This is a genomic window from Nocardioides sp. JCM 18999 (genome assembly GCF_055391175.1).
In genome coordinates this window covers 2,381,846-2,394,384 of the sequence record NZ_AP043887.1, presented here as the reverse complement: position 1 = coordinate 2,394,384, position 12,539 = coordinate 2,381,846, and the positions used below count along the sequence as shown (strand labels likewise).

Sequence of the window (12,539 nt, the reverse complement as noted above, 5' to 3'; positions counted from 1 at the left end):
AACCATGAAGTGGCGCGGACGCGTCGCCGTCCCCTTGACGGCGATCGGGGTGCTGGTCACCGCGACCCTGGTCCTCGTCGACGGTGCCGGCGCTCGCAGTGCGCCGACACCGGAGGTGGCGGCCCGGCCGAACATCATCGTGGTCATGGCCGACGACATGCGTCAGGACGAGATCCGGACGATGCCGCACCTGCGCTCGCTCGTCGTGGATCGTGGCGTGGAGTTCATGAACTCCTTCTCGCCGTACCCGCTGTGCTGCCCGGCCCGGGCGAGCTTCCTCACCGGCCAGTACGCGCACAACCACGACGTCCTCTCCAACGCCGCGCCGTTCGGCTTCGGGGCGTTCGACGACTCCTTCACCCTGGCCACGGCGATGCAGCAGGTCGGGTACAACACCGCGATGCTCGGCAAGTACCTGAACAACTACGGCACCGCCCCGTCGCGAGTCACGGGGAAGAGCTCGGTGCACTACGTGCCGAAGGGCTGGACCCGGTGGCAGGGTTCACTCACCCACAACCGCGCCGCCGGCATCACCGGTGACACGTACAACTACATGCACACCGCCTACAACGTGAACGGCCGCACGGTCGACACCCGGGGCTACCAGACCAACGTCCTCGGCCGCGCCGGACGCCAGGTGGTCACCGACTTCTCGAAGTCGTCGAAGCCGTTCTTCGTCTGGTTGTCCTTCATCGCGCCGCACGTGGGCTCGCCCCGCGAGGCCGACGACCCGAAGGGGCTCAAGACCCCCGCGCGTCCGGAATCGGTCCGTGGCGACTTCGACCGCCGGATCACCAAGGCGCCCGGACTGTCCCGGTCGGGGGAGTCCGAGAAGGACGTCAGCGACAAGCCGGCCGCGATCCGCCAGGGCCGTGAGCCCGGGGCCCGGATGGCGAAGAAGATCCGCGCCGTGGCCCGCCAGCGCGCCGAGGCGCTCTCGGTGCTCGACGGTCAGATCGCCAAGCTGGTCCAGACGCTGCGCCAGACGGGCGAGCTGTCCAACACGGTGCTGATGTTCACCTCCGACAACGGCTTCTTCCTCGGGGAGCACCGCAAGCCGCAGGGCAAGGTGATCAACTACGAGCCGGCGCTGCGGGTCCCGCTGGCCCTCGCCGGCCCGGGCATCCCCGTCGGGGAGCGTCGCTACGACCCGATCTCCACGATGGACCTGACCGCGACCATCACCGCGATGGCCGGGGCCAGCACCCTGATGGCGGATCACCACGACCCCGACGGCTCCTCCCGGCTCGGCGTGATCCGCAACGGTGACATCGGGTGGCGGCACCCGCAGCTCACGGAGAGCGTGCTGGGCAGCCTCACCGACCGGAACAAGGCCCCCGGATTCGGGGTCCGCTCCCAGATCGGCATCCGGACCGCGCGGTACCAGTACACCCGCAACGCTGGCGACCGCACCGAGCTTTACGACCTGCTCAAGGACCCCAACGAGCTGTCGAACGTCAGCGGAGACGCGGCCTACGCCGGCGTCGAGGACCAGCTCGCCGCGCTGTGGGCCGACCTCAAGGACTGCCGCGGCAAGGCGTGCCGGCCCACCCTGTCCGCCGAGCTGGCCGTCACGGCAGCCGAGAACCGCGACCTCACCCAGGCGCAGTTCGCCGGGGTGAAGGCCCGCACCGGGCGTCCGTGGCGCTGAGCGTCTGAGCCCGGACCGATAGGCTCCGCAGCGTGTTCGCGTGCAGGAGGAAGTCCCATGGCTGAGCGGGTCGTCCTGCACGTCGGACTGATGAAGTCCGGAACGTCCCACGTCCAGGCACGGCTCGGCGGTGCTGCGGAGAGTCTCGCCGCGGCCCGGATCCTCTTCCCCGGCGCCGAGTGGCGCGACCAGGTGAACGCCGTCAGCGACGCGCTGGGGCGCCGGCAACGAGCGCACGGCACCTTCGACGACGCGTGGGGCCGGATGGTCTCCGACATCGCTGCCCACGACGGCACCGCGGTGATCTCGATGGAGTTCCTCGCCGCCCCGCCCGCCGAGAAGCTGCAGCGGGTCGTCGACTCCTTCCCCGGAGCACGGCTCGAGGTGGTCGTCACGGCACGCGACCTCGGTCGGACCATCCCGTCGATGTGGCAGGAGACGTTGAAGAACGGCCGGACCTGGTCCTGGGCCGAGTACGTCGACGGGGTCCGTCACCGCCGCGGGCCCGGTGAGTCCTTCTGGGCCGAGCAGGACACCGCCGCGGTGGTCACCAAGTGGGCCGGCCTGGTCGGGGCTGACGCGGTCAGCGTGGTCACGCTGCCCCGTCCCGGTGCGGACTCCGAGGAGCTGTGGCGCCGGTTCTGCGAGGCCGCCGGACTACCGGTCGACTGCGCGGCCCCACCCCGCCACGGCAACGAGTCCCTGGGCGTCGCCTCCGCCGCCGTCCTGGAGCGGCTCAACACCCGACTCGCGGGCCGCCTGGAGTGGCCCGACTACTCCCGCCACGTGAAGTTCGGTCTGGCCAAGACCCTCCTGGCCGACCACCGCAGCGACGAACCCGGCATCGCGTTCCGGGTCCCGCGCTGGCTGCGCTCGAGCGCCGACGACCAGCGGGCGGCGCTGACCGCCTCCGGAGCCCGGATCGTGGGGAGCCTCGACGAGCTCACGCCGCTCTCCTCCGAGGGTGTCTCCCCGGACCGGATCGGGCAGGAGGCCGAGCTCGACGCGGCCCTGGCCGCGATCGAGGCGCTCGTGCTGCGCTCGGTCAAGGCCGACCCCGAGCACCGGACGCAGGGGCTCTAGGTGGCGCAGCGGGTCGTCCTCCACGTCGGCGTGATGAAGTCCGGCACCACCTCCCTCCAAGCACTCCTCGTCGCCCGGCGGGACGAGCTGGCCGACCAGGACGTCCTGGTCCCGGGCTCGGCGTGGACCGACCAGGTCCGCGCCGTCCGCGACCTGCTGACGCCGTCCGGCACCCCTCGGCCCTCCTGGGCCGCGCTCGTGGCCGAGGTCGAGGCCTGGCCCGGGACCGCCGTGGTCTCGATGGAGTACCTCGGAACGTTCCGCGAGAGCCAGGTCGCCGAGGCGGTCAGCAGCTTCGCCCCGACCCCGGTCGAGGTGGTGGTCACGGTCCGCGACCTCAACCGCTCCCTGGTCTCGATGTGGCAGGAGACGGTGCAGAACGGCCGCAGCTGGTCCTGGCCCGACTACCTCGCCGGCGCCCGGCAGGCCCGGCCACGGCGCGGGCTCGACCCGGCCACGCGCAGCGAGGCCGGCCGCACCTTCTGGCGGCAGCAGGACGTGGTCCGGATCGTCCGGCGCTGGGGTGCGGCGGTCGGACCGGAGAACGTCACGGTGGTCACCGTCCCGTGGTCGGGCGGTGACCGGAACGCCCTGCTGGTCCGGTTCGCCCGCGCCGTCGGCTTCGATCCCGCCGGACTCGCAGCGCCGCCGAGCGCGAACGCCTCCGTGGGCGCCGCCTCCGCAGTGATGCTGCACCGGCTCAACGCCGTGCTGGATGACGCCGGCACCGCGTCGGCCGCCGAACGCACCGTGCGCAAGGAGGTGCTCGCCAAGACCGTGCTGGCGCCGCGCGCCGGCGACGAGCCCCGGCTCGGCCTGCGGATCTCCTGGTGGGTGCGGCGCCAGTCGGCCCGGATGCTCCGCGACCTGCGTCGCACCGGCTGCCGGCTCGAGGGCTCCTGGTCCGACCTGGTCCCCGCCGACGCCGTCGGGATCGACCCGCAACGGGTGAGCGAGGCCGACATCGCGGCCGCAGCCCACGCAGGACGGGTCGGGCTCGCCGCCGAGCTCGGCCACCCGGCACCCGAGTCGGCACCCGAGTCGGCACCGTCGGACGCCGCCAGCGAGATCGCCGCCCTGGCTGCCCTGATCCGGCCGGCAGGCACCGAGACCGGAACTGGAAGGATCGCGCCATGAGGTTCTTCTCCCGTGGCTCGACCACCGACGGCGAGCTGCGCGACCGGGACTGGCAGCGGCCGAGTGGACCCGCGACGGTCGCGATCCTCACCATGGCCCGCGACGAGGGCGCGATGCTCGGAGCCTGGGTGCGTCACCACGCCGCGCTGGTGGGCGTCGACAACCTGCTGGTCCTCGACGACAACTCCTCCGACGGCTCCACCCGCGGCCTGCCCTGCACGGTGCAGCACCTCCCGTCGCTGGACCCGCAGCCGTTCGAGCGGACCCGGATGCGGCTGCTGAGCGGATTCGCTGCCGGCCTGCTGCACGCCTACGACTACGTGGTGGCTCTCGACGCCGACGAGTTCCTCGTGGTCGAGCCCGAGTTCGGCACGCTCGCCGCGCTGCTCGAGGCGCGTGGCTACCCGGCCACGATGGGGGTCCTCGGCCTCAACGTCGTGCACACGCCGGGGGAGGCGCCCCTCGACCTCGAGGCGCCGCTGCTGGCCCAGCGTGCCCATGCGATCTTCGCGCCGGTGATGTGCAAGCCGGCGATCAAGCGCACCTCGGCCCGCTGGGCGTTGGCCTCGCACGGGCTCGGGGCGCCGTACGTCCCCGACCCGGCGGCGTTGATGTTCCACTTCAAGTTCGCCGACCGTGACCGGGTGGCCGAGATCGCCGCCGTGCGGCACGAGCTCTTCCTGGCCACCGGACGGGCGAAGGCCTCGAGCTGGAGCAAGGAGCCGGACGACATCGTCGCCGCCCTCGACGCGGCGGTGCAGGGCCTCGACGCCCGCGTGGTGCCGGAGTTCGACGCCAGCACGATCGACCTGGCGAGCCTCGTCCTGAACGAGGACGGGGTGCACCGTTCCCCGCGGCAGGGACAGCTGGAGGCCCTGCGCCGCGAACCGCCCACCCGGATCCCCGACCGCCTGCGAGGACTGGCATGACCCGTCGTCTGATCGTCCACCTCGGCTGCAGCAAGACCGGGACCTCCTCGCTCCAGGCCGGGCTGTGGGAGTCCATCGACGACCTCGCCGCCGTCGGGGTCGGGGTGCCCTTCCGCAACCGGGCCGAGCACCTGGCGCACCTGGTCGTCCCGCTCGGGTGGCGCCCCGTCGAGGCGTACGGCGGCCCGCGGGACGAGGCCGCCCTGGCCGAGCTGCCGCAGCGCCTGCGCAGCACGCCCGGTGACGTCCTGCTGATCAGCAACGAGGACCTGGCCGAGATCGATCGGGCAGGCGCCGAGACCCTGACCGCCGCCGCCGAGGCGGCCGACACCGAGCTCCACCTGATGATCACCGTGCGCGGCTGGGCGCTGCAGCTGCCGAGCGAGTACCAGCAGTTCCTCAAGCACCGGATGGCGCTCAGCTACGCCGAGTTCGTCGACGCCGTCCGTGACCGGACCGGGATCTGGGCCGAGCGGTACTGGAACCGGCAGGACGCCGTCGGCGTGATCGAGACGTTCAGCGGCCTGGTCCCGACCGACCGGATCCACCTGGTGCCGATCGACACCGGCGACCCGGAGGCGATCTTCACCGCCACCGCCGACCTGCTCGGCGTCGACGCCGGAGCGATCCGGCGGCCCGGACGCGCGGTCAACACCTCCTTCGGGGCGGTCGAGGCCGAGGTGTTCCGCCGGGTGACGGGCGCGGTGGACGCGCAGGACTCGCTGCCGGTCTACCGCGACTTCGCCCGGCTGGTCCGACGGCCGTTCGTCCGCGGCGTCCTGCCCGCCGGGGCGAGCGGCAAGCTGCGGCTCCCGCCCGAGCACCTGGACTGGGTCGCGACCTACACCGACGGGGTGATCGAGCGGATGGGTGCCGACGGCATCGACGTGCGTGGTGACCTCGAGGTGCTCCGGCCGCGGTCCGAGCAGACCGGTGCGATCCCGGAGGTCTCCGAGGCCGAGGTCGCGCGGGTCGCGATCGAGACCCTGGCGCGGTACGCCGCCTACCGGAGCGAGGCACGACCCGGCCCGAAGCACGAGCCGACGCCCACTCCTCGGGCACCGTGGTGGCGTCGGTCCGGACGCAACTAAGTTGCTGACGAGCACACATCCGAAGGGACCCCAGTGAGCAAGACCAACCCCGGCCACTTCTTCGAGGACTTCGCGATCGGCCAGATCCTCGACCACGCCACCCCGCGCACGGTCACTGAGGGTGACCGAGCGCTCTACGGCGCGATCTACCCGACCCGCTTCGCCCTCCCGAGCTCGGCCGAGTTCGCCACCTCGGTCGGGCTCGCGGCCCACCCGGTGGAGGACCTGATCGCGTTCCACATCGCGTTCGGCAAGACCGTCCCCGACATCTCACTGAACGCGGTCGCCAACCTGGGCTACGCCGAGTGCCGCTTCCACCAGCCCGTCCTCACCGGGGACACGCTCTCGACGACGAGCGAGGTGATCGGCCTCAAGGAGAACTCCAACGGCAGGAGCGGCGTGGTCTACGTCCGCTCCACCGCGACCAACCAGCGCGGCCAGATCGCCCTGGAGTGGGCCCGGTGGGTGATGGTGCACAAGCGGGACGCGGCCTCGCCCGCGCCCGAGACCGTGCTGCCCACGCTCGCTCCCGTCGTCCCCGCGACGGACCTGGTCCTGCCCACCGGGATCAACTTCACCCTCTACGACTTCGCCGCTGCCGGCGAGCCGCACCGTCTCGGCGACTACACGGTCGGGGAGAAGATCGACCACGTCGACGGCGTCACGCTCAGCGACGCCGAGCACATGATGGCCACCCGGTTGTGGCAGAACACCGCCAAGGTGCACTTCAACACCGAGGCCCGGCCCGACGGCCAGCGGCTGGTGTACGGCGGCCACATCATCTCCCTGGCACGGGCGCTCTCCTTCAACGGACTCGCCAACGCCCAGCTGGTCGCCGCGATCAACGCCGGCTCCCACGTCGCCCCCGCCTTCGCCGGTGACACCGTCTACGCCTGGTCGGAGGTGCTCGACGTGGCCGAGACCGCCGCACCGGGAGTCGGCGCGATCCGGCTGCGCCTCGTCGCCACCCGCGGACGGGACGAGTCCATGACGCTGCGCGGTGACGACGGCAAGTACGTCGACGGCGTCCTGCTCGACCTCGACCTGTGGGCCCTGATCCCGCGATGAGTGCCGCGCCCGCCGCCCTGTCGTCCGAGCTGTGGATCGTCCGCCACGGCGCGACCGCCTGGTCGCTGTCGGGGCAGCACACCAGCCGCACCGAGCTGCCGCTGGAGCCCGTCGGGGAGGAGCAGGCCCGAGCGCTCGGGCCGCGGTTGGCGGACACCGAGTTCGCTCTCGTCCTGACCTCGCCGCGTCAGCGGGCCCGGCACACCGCCGAGCTGGCCGGTTTCCCCGACGCCGAGATCGAGCCCGACCTGGCCGAGTGGGACTACGGCATCTACGAAGGGATCACCACCGCGGAGATCCAGCGCACCGTCCCCGGGTGGTCGACCTGGGACGGTCCGACGCCGGACGGGGAGACGGCCGAGGAGATCGGGATCCGGCTCGACCGGGTCGTCGCCCGAGCCCGCGCCACTCCCGGACGGACGCTCGTGTTCGCCCACGGCCACAGCCTGCGCGCCCTCGCCGCCCGGTGGGTCGGTCGCAGCGCGGCGGAGGGCCGGATCTTCCGGCTCGACACGGCCACGATCTCGGTGCTCGGGTGGGACCGTGACCACCCCGTCGTGACCCGCTGGAACGTTTAGCCTCCGATCCGGCCCAGGATCTACGCTGGGTCGGTGCGCATCGACCTCCACACCCACTCGCGGGTGAGCGATGGCACCGACACGCCGACCGAGCTGGTCGCCGCCGCCGAGCGGGCCGGCCTCGACGTGGTCGCCCTCACCGACCACGACACCGCGGTCGGCTGGGACGAGGCGTTCCGGGCCGCCGCCGACCGAGGCATCACCCTGGTGCCGGGGATGGAGCTCTCCACCCGGCACCGCGGCCACGGGGTGCACCTGCTCGGCTACCTCTTCGACCCGACCTTCGAGCCGCTCGACGCCGAGATCGGCCACATCCTCGCCGGGCGGGAGGACCGGCTCGCGCGGATCGTCGAGCAGCTCAACGGGGTCGGCGTCGAGATCACCTTCGACGACGTCCTGGCCGAGTCCAGCGACGCCGTCTCCACGGGGCGTCCGCACGTGGCCGACGCCCTGGTCCGACGCGGTGCCGTCGCCGATCGCGAGGAGGCCTTCGACCGGTTCCTCGGGTGGGGTCGCCCCGGGCACGTGCACCGGTACGCCTCGGACCTGGTGACGATGATCGGGCTGATCGGCGGCGCCGGCGGGGTCAGCGTGCTCGCCCATCCGTGGGGGCGCACCCGGCCCGACTACCGGATGGACGAGGCGGGCTTCGCCGCCCTGGCCGATCTCGGCCTGCACGGGATCGAGGTCGACCACCAGGACCACGACGCGGCGATGCGGGCTGACCTGCGCGCCATCGCCACCAACCTCGGCCTGGTGATCACCGGCTCGAGCGACTACCACGGGAGCGGGAAGAAGGGGCACGACCTCGGCGTGAACACCACCGCCCCGGACCAGTTCGCCGATCTGCTCGACCGCGCCGCGCTCGCGGCCACGGCCAGTGGCCGTCGTACTCCTGAGGTGAGGATGCCGCGATGAACGTGACCCTGATGGTCGAGGTCTTCGTGACGCTCTTCGTGATCATGGACCCGGTCGGGACCATCCCGATCTTCTTGTCCCTGACCGCCGGGCGGACCCCGCAGATGGTGCGCAAGGCCGCCTGGCAGGCGGTCACCGTCGCGTTCTGCGTGATCGTCGTCTTCGCACTCTTCGGGCAGGGGATCCTCAACTACCTCGGCATCACGCTGCCCGCGATGCAGGCCTCGGGCGGCCTGCTGCTGCTCCTCGTCGCGCTCCAGCTGCTGACCGGGGAGGACGAGGACGGCAGCCCCGCGCACTCGAAGAACAAGAACGTCGCGCTCGTGCCGCTCGGGACGCCGCTGATGGCCGGCCCCGGTGCGATCGTGGCCACGATGCTCTTCGTCCACCAGGTCGACGGGGTCGGCGACGCCGTCGCGATCGCCCTGGGCATCATCGGGGTGCACGTCACGCTCTGGCTGATGATGCGGTTCTCGCTGCCGCTCCAGCGCCTGCTGGGGGAGAGCGGCATCCTGCTCGTCACCCGGATCGCGGGCCTCCTGCTCGCCGCGATCGCGGTCCAGATGGTCGCCAACGCCGTCGAGGCGTTCATCAAGGCCGCGTAGCGGCTCCTACTTCCGGCCCAGGGACTGGAAGCGCTGGAGGACCGGCTTCGGCATGAACTTCGTGACGCTCACGACCGTCTTGTAGCGCCACGACGGGATCGAGAAGACGCGGCCCTTCTCGAAGTCCGCGATCGCGGTGGCGACCAGGTCGTCCACGTCGAGCCACATGAACGACGGCGCGGAGTCGCGGGCCACGCCCATCCGCTCGTGGAACTCGGTCTTTGTGAAGCCCGGGCACAGCGCCATCACGTGCACGCCGTCGGGTTCGTACTCGACGCTGGCCCACTCGCTGAACGAGTTCACCCACGCCTTCGACGCGCTGTAGCTGCCGCGCGGCAGGAACCCCGCCACGCTGGAGACGTTGATGATCCCGGGCTTCAGCCCGTCGACGGCCGGACGTCCCGCCATCGCGCCGAGGGCGGCGTGGGAGAGCCGCAGCACCGCCACCACCAGGACCTCGAGCATCTCGGTCTCCTGGTCGGCGGTGTTGGTGAGGAAACGACCCTTGAGCCCGAAGCCGGCGTTGTTGACCAGCAGGTCGATCGGCGTCTCGGTCCCACCGCCGGGGACCGCGACCCGGGCCTCGACCCGCGCCAGCTGGGTCCGGTCGCTCAGATCGGCAGCGAGGACCTCCACCTCGACGTCGTACGACGTCCGCAGCTGCTCCGCGGTCTCCTCGAGCCGGGCGGCGTCGCGAGCGACCAGGACGAGGTCGTGGCCCCGCGCGGCGAGCTGCCGGGCGAAGGAGAGGCCGATGCCGGCGGTGGCGCCGGTAATGAGTGCGGTGGGCATGAGGGACACCTTAGAGTGGGCCGCGCCATGACGATCACCCTCGCAGTCGCCAACCAGAAGGGCGGCGTCGCCAAGACGACGTCGGTCGCCTCGATCGGCGCAGCACTCGCCGAGCTCGGCCAGCGGGTCCTGCTGGTCGACCTCGACCCCCAGGCCTGCCTGACGTTCTCCCTCGGCATCGATCCGGAGGATCTCGAGGTGTCGGTGCACCAGGTCCTGACCAAGGGCATGGCGCCCGGCGAGGTGATCCTGGAGACCGAGGACGGCGTCGACCTGATGCCGGCCACGATCGAGCTCGCCCGCGCCGAGGCCGACCTGCTCACCCGGACCGGTCGGGAGCACGTGGTCCGCGGCGTGATCGAGGACCTCGCAGGAGCGGGGGAGGCCTACGACTGGATCCTGCTGGACTGCCCGCCCTCGCTCGGCGTGCTGACGGTGGCCGCGTTGACCGCCGCCGACGGCGTCCTCATCCCGCTGCAGTGCGAGACGTTGTCGCACCGCGGGGTGGGCCAGCTGCTCGACACGGTGCACGACGTGCGCCGGTTCACCAACAAGGACCTCGAGGTCTGGGGCGTGCTGCCGACGCTGTTCGACGGACGCACCACCCACGCCCGCACGGTCCTGGAGACGATCAGCGAGACCTACGACCTCGCCGTCATCGAGCCGCCCATTCCCAAGACGATCAAGTTCGCCGAAGCGCCGGCCGCGGGTCGTTCGATCCTCGCCACCTCACGCTCGAGCAAGGGCGCGAAGGCCTACCGCGACGTTGCCGCGAATCTGATCGCCCGGGGGAAGTAACCCGTCGACTTCGCCGGGGCCATCTGCCTATGGTGGCTGGCATGAGTGAAACCTCGAAGGGCGCCAACGACGACCTCAAGGCGAAGATGCGCGAGGCCCTCGACCGCAAGCAGTCAGCCGATCCCGGCGTCACCCACGAGTCCCACGACCGGGGTCATGCCGAGGAGCACGGGGCCGCCGGAGGCAAGCGCGTCCACCGCCGCAAGTCCGGCTGAGCCGAACCGGCTCGCCCGCGAAATTCACACATTTGTACGACGACACCCCGCGGCCTCGAAGGGCCAGCGGGGTGTCGTTGAACAAATGTGTGAAAGTGGCGGCTACTCGGCGGCGGGCGCAGCAGCGTTGCCGCTGCCCGAGGGACGCCGGCGACGACGACGGTTGCGCGAGGGACCCGCCGGCTTCTCGGCACCACCCTCGGCGGCGGGGGCTGCCTCGACGGCAACCTTCTCCGCGCCGGCCTCGGCGGCGACCGACTGGCCACCGCGCGAACGGGTCCGGTTGCGCTCGGTGCGCTGACGCGGGGCCCGGTCGCCCGAGCCCGCCTCGCGGGCGCTGGGGCGCTCCTTGCGCTCGGCGGGGGCAGCAGCCTTGATCCGGCCCTTGGTGCCCTTGACGATGGCGTGGTCGGTGAGGAAGTTCTCCGACGAGGAGTAGGTCTCGACCGGGTCGTCGAAGTCCAGCTCCAGCGCCTTGTTGATCATCTTCCACTTGTGGATGTCGGCCCAGTCGACGAACGTGACCGCGATGCCGGTGGCGCCGGCGCGACCGGTGCGACCGATCCGGTGGACGTAGGTCTTCTCCTCGTCCGGGGTCGTGTAGTTGATCACGTGCGAGACGCCGGTGACGTCGATACCGCGGGCGGCGACGTCGGTGCAGACCAGGATCTGGATCTTGCCGTCACGGAAGCGCTGCATGGCCTTCTCGCGGGCGACCTGGGCCATGTCGCCGTGCAGCGAGCCGGCGTTGAAGCCGCGCTCGACCAGGTCGTCGGCGACGCGCTGGGCCTGACGCTTGGTCCGGGCGAAGACGACGACCTTGTCGACGCCACCCTCGGGGGAGCCCTGCAGCAGGCGGCCGATCATCTCGGGCTTGTCCAGGTCGTGGGCCTGGTAGACGTACTGCGTCGTGGTCTTGTGGGTGGCGTTCTCGTACGACGCCTCGGCCCGGATGTTCATCGGGCTCACCAGGTGCGTGCGCGCCAGCGAGATGATCGCCGACGGCATGGTCGCGCTGAACAGCATGGTCTGACGCGTCTTCGGCGTCTTGGAGAGGATCTTCTCCACGTCGGGCAGGAAGCCCAGGTCGAGCATCTCGTCGGCCTCGTCGAGGACGAGCGTCTTGATCTGGGAGAGGTCGAGGTGGCCACGGTTGACCATGTCGATGATCCGGCCGGGCGTACCGACGACGATCTCGACGCCGGTCTCCAGGGCCTCGATCTGGGGCTCGAAGCCGACGCCGCCGTAGATGGCCATCACGCGCAGGCCGAGGTTGGAGGAGATCAGCTCGACGTCGCCGAAGACCTGGAGCGCGAGCTCGCGGGTCGGCGCCACGATGAGGGCCTGCGGCTTGCCGTTGGCCTGGGTGCCGATCCGCTGGACGGCGGGGATGCCGAAGGCGAGGGTCTTGCCGGTGCCCGTGCGGGCCTGGCCGATCAGGTCGGTGCCGTCGAGGGCGACCGAGAGGGTCATCTCCTGGATGGCGAAGGGCTCGATGATGCCCTTGGAGTCGAGGGCGTCGCAGATCTCGGGCATGACGCCCAGGTCGCGGAAAGTAGGCATAGTGAAGTTGGCAGCTTTCGTGTTGAGAACAAGCGGCCGACTCTTCGTCCCGCCAGCCGGTCGGCCGGGGATCGCGCGTCTGCCGCGCACATACAGGGCGGAGTCTATCGG

The 12,539-nt window shown here is 71.4% G+C and carries 13 protein-coding genes; 11 read left to right on the top strand and 2 right to left on the bottom strand.

Features of this window, described 5'->3' with window-relative positions:
• The first annotated feature begins 4 nt into the window (after nucleotides 1-4).
• From ACZ5J1_RS11740 to ACZ5J1_RS11700, 9 genes are read left to right on the top strand one after another with little or no spacing between them, the layout of a single operon-like run.
• Nucleotides 5-1,651 carry a sulfatase family protein gene (locus ACZ5J1_RS11740; RefSeq protein WP_464558953.1) on the top strand — a complete coding sequence of 549 codons (1,647 nt, stop codon included), beginning with the start codon at nucleotides 5-7 and terminating at the stop codon, nucleotides 1,649-1,651.
• Nucleotides 1,652-1,708: 57 nt separating this feature from the next.
• Nucleotides 1,709-2,734, top strand: coding sequence for a hypothetical protein (locus ACZ5J1_RS11735; RefSeq protein WP_464558951.1), 1,026 nt, complete (start codon nucleotides 1,709-1,711; stop codon nucleotides 2,732-2,734).
• Nucleotides 2,735-3,871: a hypothetical protein gene (locus tag ACZ5J1_RS11730; protein ID WP_464558949.1), complete on the top strand. Its 1,137-nt coding sequence runs from the start codon at nucleotides 2,735-2,737 to the stop codon at nucleotides 3,869-3,871.
• Nucleotides 3,868-4,800: a glycosyltransferase family 2 protein gene (locus ACZ5J1_RS11725; protein WP_464558947.1), complete on the top strand. Its 933-nt coding sequence runs from the start codon at nucleotides 3,868-3,870 to the stop codon at nucleotides 4,798-4,800. Before ACZ5J1_RS11730 ends, ACZ5J1_RS11725 begins: the two co-directional genes overlap by 4 nt.
• Nucleotides 4,797-5,891, top strand: coding sequence for a hypothetical protein (locus tag ACZ5J1_RS11720; protein WP_464558945.1), 1,095 nt, complete (start codon nucleotides 4,797-4,799; stop codon nucleotides 5,889-5,891). Before ACZ5J1_RS11725 ends, ACZ5J1_RS11720 begins: the two co-directional genes overlap by 4 nt.
• A 33-nt stretch (nucleotides 5,892-5,924) precedes the next feature.
• On the top strand, nucleotides 5,925-6,959 hold the full coding sequence (locus ACZ5J1_RS11715; protein WP_464558943.1) for a MaoC family dehydratase: 1,035 nt from the start codon (nucleotides 5,925-5,927) through the stop codon (nucleotides 6,957-6,959).
• Complete coding sequence (locus ACZ5J1_RS11710) at nucleotides 6,956-7,537, top strand: histidine phosphatase family protein (RefSeq protein WP_464558941.1); 582 nt, start codon at nucleotides 6,956-6,958, stop codon at nucleotides 7,535-7,537. Before ACZ5J1_RS11715 ends, ACZ5J1_RS11710 begins: the two co-directional genes overlap by 4 nt.
• Nucleotides 7,538-7,570: 33 nt before the next feature.
• Nucleotides 7,571-8,455 carry a PHP domain-containing protein gene (locus tag ACZ5J1_RS11705; RefSeq protein WP_464558939.1) on the top strand — a complete coding sequence of 295 codons (885 nt, stop codon included), beginning with the start codon at nucleotides 7,571-7,573 and terminating at the stop codon, nucleotides 8,453-8,455.
• On the top strand, nucleotides 8,452-9,060 hold the full coding sequence (locus tag ACZ5J1_RS11700; RefSeq protein WP_464558937.1) for a MarC family protein: 609 nt from the start codon (nucleotides 8,452-8,454) through the stop codon (nucleotides 9,058-9,060). Before ACZ5J1_RS11705 ends, ACZ5J1_RS11700 begins: the two co-directional genes overlap by 4 nt.
• Before the next feature lie 6 nt (nucleotides 9,061-9,066).
• On the opposite strand, the gene ACZ5J1_RS11695 is transcribed toward ACZ5J1_RS11700, so the two are convergent.
• Nucleotides 9,067-9,852, bottom strand: coding sequence for an SDR family NAD(P)-dependent oxidoreductase (locus ACZ5J1_RS11695; RefSeq protein ID WP_464558935.1), 786 nt, complete (start codon nucleotides 9,850-9,852; stop codon nucleotides 9,067-9,069).
• Between the two features lie 27 nt (nucleotides 9,853-9,879).
• Here ACZ5J1_RS11695 and ACZ5J1_RS11690 point away from each other — a divergent pair, with 27 nt between their 5' ends.
• Entirely contained in the window at nucleotides 9,880-10,650 is a 771-nt protein-coding gene (locus ACZ5J1_RS11690; RefSeq protein ID WP_464558933.1) for a ParA family protein, read from the top strand.
• Nucleotides 10,651-10,691: 41 nt separating this feature from the next.
• Nucleotides 10,692-10,865, top strand: coding sequence for a DUF5302 domain-containing protein (locus tag ACZ5J1_RS11685; RefSeq protein ID WP_464558931.1), 174 nt, complete (start codon nucleotides 10,692-10,694; stop codon nucleotides 10,863-10,865).
• A 102-nt stretch (nucleotides 10,866-10,967) separates the two neighbouring features.
• On the opposite strand, the gene ACZ5J1_RS11680 is transcribed toward ACZ5J1_RS11685, so the two are convergent.
• Nucleotides 10,968-12,428 (bottom strand): DEAD/DEAH box helicase, encoded by a 1,461-nt coding sequence (locus ACZ5J1_RS11680; RefSeq protein ID WP_464558929.1) that lies wholly within the window; start codon nucleotides 12,426-12,428, stop codon nucleotides 10,968-10,970.
• Between the last annotated feature and the right edge of the window lie 111 nt (nucleotides 12,429-12,539).